Raw genomic sequence first — 14,191 nt, forward strand, 5'->3', positions numbered from 1 at the left:
ACACGCAGCGGCTCAACCAGTTACGCCTGACGACCATAGCAAGGTGGTACCACTCCTTCCCATCCCGAACAGGACAGTGAAACGCCTTCGCGCCGATGATAGTGGACGGACGTCTGTGAAAGTAGGTCATCGTCAGGCTTTTATTCCGCGAAACCCCGCAGGTAATCCTGCGGGGTTTTGTCTTTGGTGATTCGGTTTTTACGATTCGACCATTGATATTGAGCATTGATTAAAAGAAAACCCCTCGCAGCTGGCGCTGCGAGGGGTTTTTGCATGGGCGCGGGTATTAATCCTGTCTTTACGCTACGGCTACGGCTATCGCTACGGCTTCGGATCGTGCGGTGGTTGATACCGGCCGCGCCGATGTCAGGGCAATTGGCGACGCAGTGCTGCGAAGAAAAGCTCGGATTGCAGACGTTCACTTTGGATCTGGGCGGCGACTTTGCTGGCGATATCTGCATTAACTGGCTTGAGTGGGCGGCCGGTGGATTGCGCCAATACTTGTGCAGCACAGGCGCGCTCTAGGAAGAAAAGGTCGTCATACGCATAATCCAGACGTTCGCCACAGACGACGACGCCGTGGTTGCCCAGGAAAACGATATCCGCGCCTTGCATGGCGTGGGCGATGCGTTCGCCTTCGCTGACATCGAGCGCCAGCCCGTTGTAGTTTTCGTCGATCGCCAAGCGGCCATGAAAGCGCATGGCATTTTGGGACAGCGTCGTATCCAGCCCGCGATCTGAGGTGAGCGTCAATGCGGTGGCATAGGGCATATGCGTGTGCAGGACGCAGGCTTTGCCCGCAATGCGGTGAATAGCGGCATGAATGAACATGGCGGTAGGTTCGACGGCATGCCGGCCGGCCAGTTTGTTGCCATGGGCATCAATCAAGACGATATCGTCCGCCTGGACTTCATTCCACATCAGGCCGCGCGGATTCAGCAGGAAGTGGTCCGGATCGCCGGGCAACGCCACGCTGAAATGGTTGCAGACGCCTTCGCCCAAGCCATGAGCAGCGGCAGCGCGCAGTGCCAGCGCCAGATCCGCGCGCAGCGCGGCAACGGGTTTGGCGTGAAAGAGTGCCTCGGCAAAACGGGGTTCTTGATTCATGACTGCCTTCGAAGGTTCAGAAAGGGTGAGACGAGCCCAACTCGTTTACCGCCAACCCGCGGCGCGGAACAATTCAGGCACGAGATCCAAAGTGGGTACGGTAGCGTCCGGGCGGTAGTCCGGCAAGAGTTTGCGGCCAGTTCCGCGGTCGATCCATACACAGCGGAAGCCAATATCACGGGCGGCCGCGTGATCCAGATGTGGGCTGGCGCAGATGTGTACGACCTGGTCGGGCGAGACGCCCAGGCTGTCGTGCGCGTGGGCGAAGATCTTGCGGGACGGCTTATAGGCGCCCGCTTGCTCGGCAGTGATCACGCGGTCGATGTGGCCGCCCAGCTGCGCCACATTGCCCGCGATGATCTGATCGTCGGTATTAGAGACAATACAAAGCCGGAATCCCGCCTGCTTCAACGCTGCCAAAGCACCGACGACCTCGGGAAACGGCGGCATCGCAGAAATGCTACCCGTGAGCATGTCGGCGTCTTCCGGCCGATAGGCAAGGCCGAGTTCCTGCATGGTTAACCGCAATGATTCACGGGTTATGCCAGCGAAGCTGCGATGCGGCGGGGTGCGCTCCAAGCGGTGCTCGTGCTCATCATAGACATGCAGGAATTGAGCTGGCGTTGGCGTTTCCTGACCGTTCGCGTTGGCCGCCAGAATGCGTGCGACGGCGGCTTGCAGGCCTTCATCCCATTGGATCAAGGTGCCATAGCAATCGAAGGTGAGCCATTCGGGACGCGGTAAATGATTCAGCGGCATAGGAGTGTCCTGGAAGCGATTTCGGAATTGTGAGCGTAGCGGCCCCGCAATCAAGTTGTAAAATTAATAATTGAACTCAACTCAGTTGATAGTCAAATATCAAAGTTGCCATGCTCGATCTAGAACTGCTACGAACCTTGGTATGCGTCGCCGATGAAGGCAGCTTCACGCGCGCGGCTAGCCGTGTGCATCGGACGCAGTCAACGGTCAGCCAGCAGATCCGCAAGCTGGAACAAACCGTGGGGAAGACGCTCTTGCTGCGTGATCGCACCGGCAGCAACGTGTCGGCCACCGAAGATGGCGAAGTGATGCTGGCCTATGCGCGCCGCTTGTTGCTCATCGCGGACGAGGCCGAGCATGTGATGGCGGCGCCCCGCGCGGCGCGGGTCGTGCGGCTTGGGATACCTGAGGACTTCGACGTATCGCGGCTGACCGTGCTGCTGGCGGGGTTTGTGGCCAACCATCCCGACGTGCGGCTGGAAACGATCAGTGGCATGAGTACCGACCTGCGCGGCAAGCTGGCATCGGCGGATCTGGATTTGGCGCTGATCAAGCGCGAGCCTGGCGAGGGGCCTTGCCTGGCGGCGTGGCCGGAGCGTTTGGTGTGGGTGGGCGACAAGCGCCATCTGGCGGGGGCTGGGGCCGTGCCGCTGGTGATATTCCCGCACGGCTGCATCTATCGAAAGCGCATGATTTACGCCCTGGAAAGCATGGGCCGCCATTGGCATGTGGCGTATCACAGCCACAGTCTGGCCGGCGTGCAAGCGGCGGTGGCGGCCGGGCTGGGCGTGAGCTTGCTGCCGGCCTTTGCACGGTTGTCTACGCACGCCTTACTGGGCGAACAAGAAGGGCTGTCGGCGGTGCCGGCGACCGAGCTGGCCATCGTGGGCCGTTCGCGCGCGCCCACGGGGATCGAACAACAGTTAGTGGCCGCGCTAAGACACGCCGTCGAAACAGATATCGAAGGCGCGCTGGCCCCTTAGGACAACAACGCGATCAGTTCAGATCGCCATCAACGTAATACCATCGCCCGCCTTCACGCACGAAACGGCTGACTTCGTGCATGCGATGCGCGCGTCCGGCTTGACGGCTACGCGCCACGAATTCAACCGTCGCGTGTTCGTCATCCTGGTTAGGCGCTTGTTTGATGGCCAGCCCCAGCCACTTCAAATCGGGCGGATTGGGTTCAAGGGATGCAGGGCGTGTGCTGGGGTGCCAGGTGGCGAGCAGATAAGGCAGCTTGTCCAACACGAATGCGCTGTAACGCGAACGCATCAGCGCTTCGGCGGTGGGCGCTTGCATGGCTTGCGGGCCATCGTGCCAGCGGCCACAGCATTGGAGGTACGTTGCGCCGCCACAAGGGCAGGGCAGATTCGAGGAGTCGGGCTTTTTGGTCACGGGAAAATCGAAACAGCCATTCAGACCAACAGGTCGTTGTATTCGGGGTGGCGGCGCACATAGACCGCGGCGTAGGAGCACAACGGGCGTACCTTCCAGCCGTTGGCGCGCGCGGTGTCCAGCGCGACTTTGGTGAGGTCGGCCGCAATGCCGCGGCCGCCGACTTGGCTGGGCACGCCCGTGTGAACGATGGCCATGGCGCCGTTGTGCAACTGATAGTCCAGCACGCACAGCACGCCATCGACGGTGGCGGTGAAGCGGGATTGCGCGGAGTCGTGGGTGACGATGGTCATAGGGCGAGTCTCATGAGTAGCCGTTCTATGGTTCAACGGGTCAGTGGTTCGGCGGTTTGGCGGTGCCATAGTTCAACGGTGCCACAGTTCAACGGTTCAACAGCTCAACGGTTCAACAGTCCAACCGTTCAACAGTCCAACGGTTCAACGATTCAGCGTTTTGATCAGCGCGGTGAGCTGTGCGTCGCGCGTCTGCACCAGATCAGCAATGCTGCGCTGGCCTGCTTCGGCGTTGACGCCTTCGATCAGTTTGCGCTGAAGTTCGGGCGTGACGACAGGCGCGCCCAGGTCGTCCCACCAGGTTTGAACGGGCCCAAGCAGATGATGCATGAATTGCGTCAAACCACCTTCGCCACCGCCCAGGTTAAACGTCATGTGCGGCCCGAACAGCGCCCAGCGCAGGCCGGGGCCTTGCGAGACAGCGGCGTCGATATCGGCCACGCTGGCCACATTTTCCGCCGCCAGGTGGATCGCTTCGCGCCAGACCGCGGCTTGCAGCCGGTTGGCAATATGGCCCGGCACTTCTTTGTTCAAGCGGATGGGGTACTTGCCCATCGCTTGGTAGAACGTGATGCTGCGGTCGATAGTGTCTGCGGATGTCTTGTCGCCGCCCACCACTTCCACCAATGGGATCAGATGGGGCGGGTTGAACGGATGGCCGATGACGAACCGCTCGGGATGCTGGCAGCGCGATTGCAGGCGGCTCATGATGAGCCCCGATGAGCTGGATGCCACGATCACGTGCGGCGGCAATATCGCGTCCATGCGGGCAAAGAGGTCAATCTTGAAGTCTTCGCGTTCGGGTGCATTTTCTTGAACGAAATCCACATCCGCCAAGGCGGCGGTCAAGTCCGGTTCAAAATGCAGCGCATCGGATGACGCGCCCTCGGCCACGCGGCCCAGTTCCTTCAGCACGGGCCACGCGGCGGCGACGCGAGCGCGCGTTTGCGCTTCGGCATCGCTGGCGGGGTCACTGACCACGACCTCCAGCCCGTGCGCCAGGAACAGCGCCGCCCAGCTGGCGCCGATCGTGCCCGCGCCCACGATGGCGACGCGGCGAATGGAGGGGATGGGCGTGGCGGTGCTGGACATGCGGCTCTCCGAGGATGGGGTTCGGCCACATTGTGAAGCAAACGCCGCCGCGCTGCCATGTGCACGCTTAAGCGTTGCGGGTGCGTCGCAGATGCTGCCATACCAGTACGACCGCTACCGCGTAGCTTGCCGCAATGACGCAGTAGGCGACGGGCAGGCTGGCGCTCCAGTCGGGCAGCGCGTGCAGAATGGTGCCCATCAGCGCAACGCCGACCAGTGCGCCCGACTGGCGGTTGGCGTTCAGCGCTGCGGCGGCGCTATTGGCATGTTGCTTGCCGGACACCTGCATCACGATGCTGGTCATCGCCGGCACGGCAATGCCCACGCCCAGGTTCGACAGCGCCACCATGATGGCGAACGGCCAATAGGCGATGCCGGGCGTGAACGCATAGATGCCTGCCGCGCTCATGATGGCCGCAAGCGAGACGCCGCCCAACAGCGACGCCGATACGTTCCAACGCGCCGAGACGCGGCCGGAAATCATGTTGCCGATCGAGAAGACGGCAAGCATCGGCACCAGCTGAATGCCGGTTTGCAGGGCGTCTGCGCCTCGGGCGTGTTGCAGAAACAGGCTTAGTAAGAAGAGCTGTCCGTACGACGCCAGGTTGATGAGAAAACCCACGCCGTTGGCGGCGGCGAATTGCGTCGTCTGGAACAGCGCGCGCGGAATGATGGGTTCGGCATGGCGGCGTTCGCGCCGCACCAGCAACACGGCCGCGACGGCGCACAGGGCGCTGACGCCGGCGATGCGGCTGGAGGTCCAGCCGTAGGCGTTGCCCTGGATCAGCACGAAGCACAGCGACGACAGCGCGATCACGCCCAGTACGTGGCTCAACGGGTTCAACCCGCGCGGGCGGCGCGGGGCTGCCTGGATGCGGCGACGCGCCAGCCACAGGCCGGCCGCCCCAAGCGGAATATTGATCAGGAAAATGCCGCGCCATCCAAACTGATGGATCAGCACGCCGCCCAATAAAGGGCCGGACGCGCCGGCCACCGCGACGATGGCCGACCACGCGGCCAGCATCCGGTTGCGTACGTGTTCGTCGTCATACGCATGGGTCAGCAGGCTGAGCGAGCTGGGCATGAACAAGGCCGCGCCCACCCCTTGCAGCATGCGGGCGGCGATCAGCGTGTTTGCGTCGGGCGCCAGGCCGCACAGCAGCGATGCCAGCGTGAAGACGCCCAGGCCGCTCAGGTAGATCGTCTTGGCCCCGTAGCGGTCCGCCAGCGCGCCGGCAACCAGCAGCAAGGCGGCGAAGGTGAGGGTGTAGCCGTCCACAATCCAGACCAGGTCGGTCAGCGGCACGGTGAATTGCAGCGCGATGCTGGGCAGGGCGACGTTGACGACGGTGACATCAAGCATCGCCATCACAAAGCCGATGGCCAGGGTGATAAGCGGCAGCCAACCGGTGGCGGGCGTGGCGTCCTGGACGGGCGCGGGGACTTGCGGGCAAGCGGTATTCATGAGGATCGGGGGAATGGCGGCATTTCGAGGAATGAAGCTTAGGAGTTTTCAGCGATGCAAAAAAGCTGAATAAGTGCTTTATAGTCATGCAAATTTGCATCACAAGGCGGGCTTCAAGCCTCTGCCAAGGACGAGCACCATGGATTGGGACAATGCCAGGATCTTCCTGGCCATCTATCGGATCGGGACATTGCGAGGGGCGGCGGCCCTGTTGCAGATCGATCAGGCGACGGCGGGGCGGCGGTTGGCGGCGCTGGAATCATCGCTGGACGCACGCTTGTTCTTGCGCACTCCCGGCGGCTATGTGCCGACCGCCGCTGGCGAGCTGGCCTTCGCCGCGGCGGAGCGCATGGAGCAGGCGGCGGATCAATTGCAACGGCAAATGCAAGGGCTGGACCACCGCTTGTCCGGCGTCGTGCGGGTGGCGGCGTCCGAAACCGTGGCCAGCTACTTCATCATGGAGGCTATTCGCCGCGTGCATGTTCATCATCCGGATATCCGGGTGGTGCTGTCCGCGTCCATCCAGATCAGCAATCTGACGCGGCGCGAGGCGGACCTGGCGATACGCAACGTCAAGCCGGATAACCCCGACCTGATCCAACGCCATCTGGCGCGCAAAGAGGTGGGTTTGTACGCGTCACGCAGCTATCTGGCGCAGCATGGCGAGCCCAAGCCTGGCACGGCGTTCGCCGGCCATGCGCTGGTGACGTATCAGCAGTCGGTGCTGCCGGGCTGGTCGGACACGTTCTGCGGTGAACCCACGGGCAATGGCCATATCGCCGTCGAACTGAATTCCGGGATGATGATCATCGACGCGGTGGCCGCGGGCCTGGGCATCGGCGAATTGCCTACCCATATGGCGCCGGCGTATCCCGAACTGGTTCGGATCTGGCCGACGCGTAGCGAACCTTACGATCTGTGGCTGGTGATGCACGGTGACTTGAACCGTACGGCTCGCGTGCGCGCGGTGGCTGATGCGATTGTCGACGTGTTTGAAGCGGATAAGGTTTGAAGTGGGCACTGGGGCGGACAGGGTCGGAAGCGGACAAATGGCGCATCAACTGCGGTAAACCGTGGCTTGTGGGGCGGCGCGTCAGGCGCTAAGGTTTGTCTGCCCCGCAAGAAACCTATGACTTCAGGAGTCACGCGTGTCCGATCTTTGGCGTTTGTCCGCAGTTGAATTAGCCGCCCGTATCCGCAACCGTGAGGTGTCAGCCGTGGAAGCCGCGCAAAGCGCGCTCGGCCGGCTGGATGCCGTGAACCCCGCGCTTAATGCCGTCATCGATCATCGTCCCGAAGACGTGCTGGCGCAGGCTGCCGCCGTGGACGCTGCGCTGGCCCGTGGCGAAGATGCCGGCATGTTGGCCGGGGTCCCCGTCACCGTGAAGGTCAACGTGGATCAGGCCGGGTATGCCACCACCAATGGCGTTGGCCTGCAGAAAGATTTGATCGCCACCGTGAACAGCCCCGTCGTCGACAACCTGCGTAGGGCCGGCGCTGTCGTCCTGGGGCGTACTAATACGCCTGCATTTTCATTGCGCTGGTTCACTGGCAACGCGTTGCATGGCGACACGCGCAACCCGCGTAACGCCGCGCTGACGCCCGGTGGGTCGTCGGGCGGCGCCGCATCGGCGGTGGCGGCTGGCATCGGGCATCTGGCGCATGGCACGGATATCGCCGGGTCCATTCGTTATCCCGCCTATGCCTGCGGCGTGCATGGCTTGCGGCCGTCGTTGGGCCGTGTCGCGGCCTACAACGCGGCCTTGCCTGAACGATCGATTGGTGGCCAGTTGACTGCAGTGTCTGGTCCGCTGGGCCGCACCATCGCCGATGTTCGGTTGGGGCTGGCTGCGCTGGCAGCGGCCGACCCCAGAGACCCCTGGTGGGTGCCCGCGCCCTTGGTGGGCCCGGATGTGCCGCGCCGTGCCGCGCTATGCGTGAACCCGGAAGGCATGGACACCGAACCGGCCGTGGTCAAAGCGCTGCAAGAGGCCGCGCGCCGGCTGACCGAAGCCGGGTGGACGGTCGATACCCTGGACACGATTCCCCCCCTGCAGGAAGCGGCCGATCTTCAAATTCGTATGTGGATGGCAGATGGCTATGACGCCATGTTGGCCGCAGCCGAAAAGGAAGGCGACCAAGGCGCGCTCGTGGCCTTGCGAGGGCAGCGCGATAAGGCCGCAGGCGCTGACCTGAATAGCTTTTCTGCAGTGTTGACGCGCCGCGCGACGCTGACTCGCCAGTGGGAATTGTTCTTTGCCGACTACCCGATTCTGCTGCTGCCTGTGTCCGCGGAGTTGCCATTCCCAGACAAGCTGGACTTGCAGGGCGACACCGCCTACGCCCGGGTGTGGCGCGCGCAGATGACGCAAATCGGCGTGCCTTTCATGGGCCTGCCCGGCCTGTCGGTGGCGATGGGTAGCGCAATGAGCAGCGCGGGCCCGAGCCCCGTGGGTGTGCAGATTGTGGCGGGGCGCTACCGCGAAGACCTGTGCTTGGCGGCAGGTGAAGTGGTCGAAGCGGCAGGCGACCCGGTCAGCATCGCGGAGCCCAAGCCGCGATAGATATCACGGCACCGATGCCGCAATCGGCACCGCGGCATGGGCGCCGATAGGTTCCGCTTGGCTCGGCAGCCGTGATCGTCGGGCGAGGTAGACCACCGAATTTCAGGTAGCCCGGCTCAGGCGACGTGCTTCAAGTGGGGGGCTTCAAGTGGGGTGCTTCAAGCGGCGGGCATTGCCGCCTGCCATTCGGTTCGCAGCAGGCCCATCATGCCGGTGTCCCAGCGCGCGTCGCCCGCGCGCGTGGATGAACGCCTGACGCCTTCCATGGTGAAACCCAGTGCTTCGTACGTACGGATGGCGCGTGTGTTGAACATGTACACGTTGAGCTCCAGGCGTTCGATGCCGGGTGTGCGAAAGGCTTCTTCGATCATCAGTGTGACCATGGGCCGTGCCAAGCCTTGTCCGCGCTCGGCCGGGGCGATGGCTACGCGGCCAAGGCGGGCGTTGCCGTCGCGCCATTCATAGGCCAACTGCGCATGGCCGATGGCGGTGTCGCCGCGATACGCCATCCAGCAACGGCGGTTGGGCGGGCGGGACTGCCCTTGCGCCAGCATGTCTTCCACATCGTCTTGCGTCAGCGGGTACGACAGGTGCGAGCCGCCCCATTGCACGACGTCCGGCAGGCTCGAAAACCAGCTGGCTAACAACGGAAAATCCGAGATCGCAAACGGGCGCAGGGTCAGCATGAACGAAGGCTCCAGCAGGGTGGAAGGGGCGAAGTGGGGCGTTATTGTCGGACGGTGCGTTGACCCCGTTGATGACGCGAGGACGAATGTATTACTCAACATGCAGCGGCAGCACGCACGGTTTACCGCGCGTGCGCGTATTCACTTACTGAAGCGCAACCGCAGCACGCCCAGGTCGCCATAAACCAGTTCGATATCCTGGTTTGCCGGCACATCCAGGAATCCGGCGTACGAACCTGTAATAACGTGTTGGCCGGCATACAGCCCAAGGCCTTGTTCGCGCAGGAAGTTCGCCAGCCAATACAGACCAGCCTTGGGGCGATCGTTAGGGTGGAAGCCGGGATGCTGCTCGACTTCTTCGCCATTGACCAACAAGGTCAGCGTCATGCTGGACGGGGCGGCGTCGGGCGATGCAATACGAGGGCCCAGGACCAGGCCCTGGTTGAACATGTGGTCGGCCAGCAGCTCGGGCAGGCTGGCGTGTTCGGGCGACGCGTAGCGGCAGCCCAGCACTTCCAACGCCAAGCATGCGCTGCCAACCGCGGCATCAATTTCAGCTTCGGTGTAGGGCGTGGCGCGGGCGGGCAGATCGTGGGCAAGTTCGAAGGCGATCTCGGGTTCGATCCGCACGATGTCGGTGCGCGCTGCAATGGGGCCGGCTTCTGCGTGGGCGGTGCCTGACGCGTAAATCGGCGCCACCACGGTTTTTTCCGGTGACGGCAACGCGCTCTTCCAGGCCGCGATGCGGTCCTGGCGCGTTTCTTGCAGCAGCTGCGCGGTGCGTTGCTGGACGGCAAATGCCTGCCCCAGCGATTGCGGGCGGCATTCAGCGGGCAGGCGCGGCCCCGCAATGCCGGACTCGCGAGCGGCGATCAAGGTACGGGCGGCGTCAAGGCTGCCCGGATAGTCTTCGATTCTGATTTGCATGCGTTCAGGTCCCCAAATACAACATGACCCACAAGACGATCATTGCGATCAGGCCGAGCCAGCACGAGCCCCAAAACCCCACGATGGGCCACTTCAGCGACAGCGGCGTCTTTTTCGGATCCACGTGACCCAGCAGGTCGTTGGCGTTGCCCACCAGCCAGAACCGAGTACCCGGGAACATCAGGCGGAAAAAGTAATCCAGCATGATCGCGGCCTGGATCGACAGCGGGTATTGCTTGAACGGGCGATGCTGCAGATAGGGGTGCTTGAGCGTGGCGTTGATCTCTTTGCTCTTGAAGAAAAACAGCACGATGCCGCTCAGCGAGCAGGTGATGAAGCACAGCACGAAAAGGCTGAAGGCCATGGCCATGACAGGAGAATGCATGGGGGAGATCTCAAGATTGCGCGGCACGCCGCGTTGGGATGATAAGAAGCGGGAATGGAATTTCTGGCCTTATTGTAGAAGGCTTGGCGGCAGCCCGTGTTCAGGGCTGCGTCAGCGCTGACGGGCGTTGAATCGTCCCCGTCTTGGCTTCGGCCGGAACCATTGCTTTGGCCTCGACGATTGCTTAGGCCATTGCTTCGGCATCGGCGGTTGCCTGGGCCATTGCTTCGGCATCGGCGATTGCCTGGGCCATCGCTTCGGCCCCGGCCCTGATATCGCGCCGAACGAAACCGTCCGGCACGAAACGGCACCGGATTAACCGCGGACCTGGCCTTCGCCGGTCAGTACCCATTTCAGCGTGGTCAGCCCTTCCAGGCCGACGGGGCCACGGGCATGCAGGCGGTTTGTGGAAATGCCGATTTCCGCGCCCAGGCCGTATTCGAATCCGTCCGCAAAGCAGGTGGGCAGGTTCACGTACACCGAGCTGGAATCCACTTCACGCTGGAAACGTTGCGCGGCGGACAGGTCTTCCGTGACGATGGCATCCGTGTGGCCGGAGCCCCAGCGGGCGATGTGTTCGATGGCGTCGTCCAGCGTGTCGACGATGCGCACGGCCAGGATTGGGCCCAGGTATTCCGTGCCCCAGTCTTCTTCCGTGGCGGGCGTGATGTGCGGCAACAGCGCCAGCGTGCGCGGGCAGCCGCGCAATTCGACGCCGTGCTCGGTGAAAGCGGCGGCCAGCGTCGGCAGAATCGAGACAGCGGCTACCGCGTCGACCAGCAGCGTTTCCATGGCGCCGCAGATGCCGTAGCGGTAGGTCTTGGCGTTAAAGGCGATGGAGTGCGCCTTGTCCGGATCCGCCGCTGCGTCGATGTAGATGTGGCAGTTGCCATCCAGGTGCTTGATCAGCGGCACGCGCGCTTCTTGCGACAGGCGCGCGATCAGCCCCTTGCCGCCGCGCGGCACGATGACGTCGATGTGTTCGGTCATGGTGATAAGCGTGCCGACGGCCGCGCGGTCGGCGGTGGCCACGACCTGCACCGCGTCTTGCGGCAGGCCGGCGGCAGCCAGGCCCATTTGCACGATGCGGCCCAGCGCAATATTGGAGTGCAAGGCTTCGCTGCCGCCACGCAAGATGGCCGCGTTGCCCGACTTCAAGCACAGCGCTGCCGCGTCGATCGTGACGTTGGGGCGCGATTCATAAATGATGCCGATGACGCCCAGCGGCACGCGCATCTGCGCGACCCGCATGCCGTTGGGGCGCACGGTCGTGGCGGTGATGCTGCCGATGGGGTCGGGCAGGGCGGCGATTTGGCGCAGGCCTTCCGCCATGTGCGCCAGGGTCTTGTCTGACAGCGTCAGGCGGTCGAGCAGGGCCGGTTCCAGGCCATTGGCGCGCGCGGCGGCCACGTCTTTTTCGTTGGCGGCTTTCAGTTCGTCGTGGCTGGCGGCCAGTGCGTCAGCCATGGCGAGCAACGCCTTGTTCTTGGCGGCGCTATTGGCGCGCATCATGGCGCGCGAGGCGCGGCGGGCGTTTTCGCCCAGGGTCAACATGGCGTGTTCAATGGAGGACGAGGACATGGCGGCGTCGATCATGGAGTGGGGGCGGCGCAGGGGCCGTCTGAGGAATCAGTGTATATCCGGCCAAAGCGGCCGGGCGTAGGCAAAGGGGGGGAGCGTGGCGCGAACCGAAGGCTGAAACGAAAGCCGAAACGTAAGGCTGAAACGAAGGCTGAAGCGAAGGCCGAAACGAAGGGCGCAGAGCGAAGCGAAGGCGGCGGCAATGCCGCCTTCACGGTCGCCCGCCGGCGGCGGCGACTCGCAGCGCCAGCCGGGTCATTTCTTCCCAGGGGTCAGACAAACGTCCCGGCACGGACAGACCCTTGATCAGCCGGTCGACTTCGTGAGCGTGTTGCACTGCGGCAGGCCAGACGCTGGGCTGTACCCGGCCTAGCGCTTGCAATGCCAGGCGTTCATGCGCGCCGAAAATACGCAGGCGGCGCATCAAGCCATTCACGTCCTGACCCAGCGCGCGCGCTTCGGCGACACGGGCCAGCAAGCGGATTTCTTCGCCCACTGCCCACAGCACCAGCGGCAAGGCTTCGCCTTCGGCACGCAGGCCGTCGATCATGCGGATGGTGCGCGAGATATCGCCGGCCAGCATGGCGTCGCGCAGGCCGAATACGTCATAGCGCGCCACATTCAGCACCGCTCGCTCGACGTCTTCTGCCGCCAGTTGGCCTTCAGGATAGAGCAGGCCGAGCTTCTGGATTTCCTGGTGCGCCGCCAGCAGATTGCCTTCGACCTTGTCCGCCATCCATTGCAGGGTGGCGGCATCGGCGCGCTGGTTCTGCCGGGCCAGCCGCATGCCCACCCAGGCGGGCAGCCGGCCGCGTTCGACATTGGCGATATCCACCATCATGCCGCCGCGGTTAAGCGCTTGGACCCAGCGGCTTTCGCGCGTGGCTTTGTCCAGCCGGGGCAGGGCGATGAGGATGAGCGTGTCGGCGTCGGCCTGCTTTTCGGCTTGCTCGGCCAGCTTGGTCAGGGTGTCTGCGCCGGACTTGCCGGGCTTGCCGGTAGGGATCTTGATTTCAAGAATGCGCCGGTCGCCAAACAGCGACACGCTTTGCGTGGCGGCGAGCACGGCGCTCCAGTCGCTGCGGGCGTCCATCACCATGGACAGACGCTCGGTGTAGCCGGCATTGCGCGCTGAGGCGCGCAAGGTGTCGACGGCTTCGGTCACCAGCAGCGGTTCGTCGCCCGACACCGTATACAGCGGCGCAAGCCGGTTGCCCGGCCGCTGCAGGTGTTCGGCCAACCGGTCTGCGTCCAAAGGCTGTGCCATGGGCTAGCGCAGGATGGCCGGGTCGGTGGTGGACGGCGTTTGCCACGGCGTAGGCGTACGCTTTTGCTCCGGCGCGTTCGGGTCGTACAGCGGAATCTCGCCGCTTTCGCCACGTTCTTCTGCGGACTCCACCGCACGGCGAACTTCCGGCGCGGTCATGCGGCGCAGCAAGCGAGACACCAGGTCGCGTTGCATGGCCTTGTACAACGTGTCGATCTGGCCCTGCTTGGCCTGCACGACTTGATCGTCATACGGCATTTCGCGGTAGATCGACAGGGTTGTGTCCGGAATCAGCGCACGGCCCTTGTTGTCGATCAGGCGGAACGTGTAGTTGATGCCCAGTTCGTATTCCTCGACCCGGCCTTGCGCGTTCAGCGAGACTTCGCGCAGCGTGCGCGTATCGGCGACTTGCTGAAGAATGGCTTGCGCTTCCTTCGGCGAATCGACGAGCTTCGTGTTCGGCGAGGCGGCTCGCAGCGAACGGCGCACGTCGGCGCCGAACTGCGTGTTGTCGGGGATGCCGATATAGAGCGTGTCGAACGGCATGGGAGTCACCCCCCGCAGCGCGAAACCGCAAGCGGAGAGCAGCATGAACAGCGCCAGGCAGGCGCCGCGCAGCAGCCAGGATTGGCGGGGGGAGTGCGTTTGTTGCCCGGCGAAGTGCATG

The 14,191-nt window shown here is 63.6% G+C and carries 15 protein-coding genes and 1 rRNA gene; 4 read left to right on the forward strand and 12 right to left on the reverse strand.

All coding sequences use genetic code 11. From position 1 onward, the window contains the following. The first annotated feature begins 25 nt into the window (after positions 1-25). Positions 26-138, forward strand: a 5S ribosomal RNA gene (gene rrf / locus AC1DSJ_RS03135). 228 nt (positions 139-366) lie between these two features. On the opposite strand, the gene AC1DSJ_RS03140 is transcribed toward rrf, so the two are convergent. Together AC1DSJ_RS03140 and AC1DSJ_RS03145 are read right to left on the reverse strand one after the other, a co-directional pair. Next, positions 367-1,107 (reverse strand): aldolase, encoded by a 741-nt coding sequence (locus AC1DSJ_RS03140; protein ID WP_175171056.1) that lies wholly within the window; start codon positions 1,105-1,107, stop codon positions 367-369. A gap of 45 nt (positions 1,108-1,152) precedes the next feature. Further along, a complete protein-coding gene (locus AC1DSJ_RS03145; RefSeq protein WP_441371703.1) occupies positions 1,153-1,866 on the reverse strand; it encodes a haloacid dehalogenase type II in 714 nt (237 codons plus the stop codon). A 110-nt stretch (positions 1,867-1,976) separates the two neighbouring features. Between AC1DSJ_RS03145 and AC1DSJ_RS03150 the strand changes: the two genes are divergently transcribed. Next, positions 1,977-2,849 carry a LysR substrate-binding domain-containing protein gene (locus AC1DSJ_RS03150; protein WP_175171058.1) on the forward strand — a complete coding sequence of 291 codons (873 nt, stop codon included), beginning with the start codon at positions 1,977-1,979 and terminating at the stop codon, positions 2,847-2,849. A 13-nt stretch (positions 2,850-2,862) separates the two neighbouring features. Here the strand turns inward: AC1DSJ_RS03150 and AC1DSJ_RS03155 are convergent, their stop codons facing one another. The 4 genes from AC1DSJ_RS03155 to AC1DSJ_RS03170 form a co-directional block, all read right to left on the reverse strand. Further along, positions 2,863-3,264, reverse strand: coding sequence for a YchJ family protein (locus AC1DSJ_RS03155; RefSeq protein WP_441371704.1), 402 nt, complete (start codon positions 3,262-3,264; stop codon positions 2,863-2,865). Between the two features lie 20 nt (positions 3,265-3,284). After that, entirely contained in the window at positions 3,285-3,557 is a 273-nt protein-coding gene (locus AC1DSJ_RS03160; RefSeq protein ID WP_054427101.1) for a GNAT family N-acetyltransferase, read from the reverse strand. Between the two features lie 144 nt (positions 3,558-3,701). Continuing rightward, positions 3,702-4,649: a 3-hydroxyacyl-CoA dehydrogenase NAD-binding domain-containing protein gene (locus tag AC1DSJ_RS03165; RefSeq protein ID WP_441371705.1), complete on the reverse strand. Its 948-nt coding sequence runs from the start codon at positions 4,647-4,649 to the stop codon at positions 3,702-3,704. Between the two features lie 67 nt (positions 4,650-4,716). Continuing rightward, entirely contained in the window at positions 4,717-6,114 is a 1,398-nt protein-coding gene (locus AC1DSJ_RS03170) for an MFS transporter (RefSeq protein ID WP_342068060.1), read from the reverse strand. Between the two features lie 139 nt (positions 6,115-6,253). On the opposite strand from AC1DSJ_RS03170, the gene AC1DSJ_RS03175 reads away from it, so the two are divergent. Further along, a complete protein-coding gene (locus AC1DSJ_RS03175; protein ID WP_175171062.1) occupies positions 6,254-7,126 on the forward strand; it encodes a LysR family transcriptional regulator in 873 nt (290 codons plus the stop codon). A 136-nt stretch (positions 7,127-7,262) separates the two neighbouring features. Continuing rightward, complete coding sequence (locus AC1DSJ_RS03180; RefSeq protein WP_441371706.1) at positions 7,263-8,678, forward strand: amidase family protein; 1,416 nt, start codon at positions 7,263-7,265, stop codon at positions 8,676-8,678. A gap of 158 nt (positions 8,679-8,836) precedes the next feature. Here AC1DSJ_RS03180 and AC1DSJ_RS03185 read toward each other — a convergent pair whose 3' ends face one another. The 6 genes from AC1DSJ_RS03185 to AC1DSJ_RS03210 form a co-directional block, all read right to left on the reverse strand. Further along, positions 8,837-9,364: a GNAT family N-acetyltransferase gene (locus tag AC1DSJ_RS03185; protein WP_441371707.1), complete on the reverse strand. Its 528-nt coding sequence runs from the start codon at positions 9,362-9,364 to the stop codon at positions 8,837-8,839. A 141-nt stretch (positions 9,365-9,505) separates the two neighbouring features. Further along, entirely contained in the window at positions 9,506-10,291 is a 786-nt protein-coding gene (locus AC1DSJ_RS03190) for a 2-keto-4-pentenoate hydratase (protein WP_175171065.1), read from the reverse strand. Positions 10,292-10,295: 4 nt separating this feature from the next. Next, positions 10,296-10,676, reverse strand: a complete 381-nt coding sequence (locus tag AC1DSJ_RS03195; protein ID WP_175171066.1) for a hypothetical protein — start codon at positions 10,674-10,676, stop codon at positions 10,296-10,298. Positions 10,677-10,991: 315 nt separating this feature from the next. Next, positions 10,992-12,272 carry a glutamate-5-semialdehyde dehydrogenase gene (locus AC1DSJ_RS03200; RefSeq protein WP_054427109.1) on the reverse strand — a complete coding sequence of 427 codons (1,281 nt, stop codon included), beginning with the start codon at positions 12,270-12,272 and terminating at the stop codon, positions 10,992-10,994. 196 nt (positions 12,273-12,468) lie between these two features. Further along, complete coding sequence (holA, locus tag AC1DSJ_RS03205; RefSeq protein WP_054427110.1) at positions 12,469-13,524, reverse strand: DNA polymerase III subunit delta; 1,056 nt, start codon at positions 13,522-13,524, stop codon at positions 12,469-12,471. Between the two features lie 3 nt (positions 13,525-13,527). Continuing rightward, positions 13,528-14,190, reverse strand: a complete 663-nt coding sequence (locus AC1DSJ_RS03210) for an LPS-assembly lipoprotein LptE (protein WP_054427111.1) — start codon at positions 14,188-14,190, stop codon at positions 13,528-13,530. Position 14,191: the final 1 nt, after the last annotated feature.

It is taken from the genome of Achromobacter sp. 01N37, assembly GCF_056399725.1.

Coding starts and splice junctions, on each gene's coding strand:
- AC1DSJ_RS03140 (WP_175171056.1), bottom strand. CDS start 1,107: ATGAATCAAGAACCCCGTTTTGCCGAGGCACTCTTTCACGCCAAACCC.
- AC1DSJ_RS03145 (WP_441371703.1), bottom strand. CDS start 1,866: ATGCCGCTGAATCATTTACCGCGTCCCGAATGGCTCACCTTCGATTGC.
- AC1DSJ_RS03150 (WP_175171058.1), top strand. CDS start 1,977: ATGCTCGATCTAGAACTGCTACGAACCTTGGTATGCGTCGCCGATGAA.
- AC1DSJ_RS03160 (WP_054427101.1), bottom strand. CDS start 3,557: ATGACCATCGTCACCCACGACTCCGCGCAATCCCGCTTCACCGCCACC.
- AC1DSJ_RS03165 (WP_441371705.1), bottom strand. CDS start 4,649: ATGTCCAGCACCGCCACGCCCATCCCCTCCATTCGCCGCGTCGCCATC.
- AC1DSJ_RS03170 (WP_342068060.1), bottom strand. CDS start 6,114: ATGAATACCGCTTGCCCGCAAGTCCCCGCGCCCGTCCAGGACGCCACG.
- AC1DSJ_RS03175 (WP_175171062.1), top strand. CDS start 6,254: ATGGATTGGGACAATGCCAGGATCTTCCTGGCCATCTATCGGATCGGG.
- AC1DSJ_RS03185 (WP_441371707.1), bottom strand. CDS start 9,364: ATGCTGACCCTGCGCCCGTTTGCGATCTCGGATTTTCCGTTGTTAGCC.
- AC1DSJ_RS03190 (WP_175171065.1), bottom strand. CDS start 10,291: ATGCAAATCAGAATCGAAGACTATCCGGGCAGCCTTGACGCCGCCCGT.
- AC1DSJ_RS03195 (WP_175171066.1), bottom strand. CDS start 10,676: ATGCATTCTCCTGTCATGGCCATGGCCTTCAGCCTTTTCGTGCTGTGC.
- AC1DSJ_RS03200 (WP_054427109.1), bottom strand. CDS start 12,272: ATGATCGACGCCGCCATGTCCTCGTCCTCCATTGAACACGCCATGTTG.
- holA (WP_054427110.1), bottom strand. CDS start 13,524: ATGGCACAGCCTTTGGACGCAGACCGGTTGGCCGAACACCTGCAGCGG.
- AC1DSJ_RS03210 (WP_054427111.1), bottom strand. CDS start 14,190: ATGCACTTCGCCGGGCAACAAACGCACTCCCCCCGCCAATCCTGGCTG.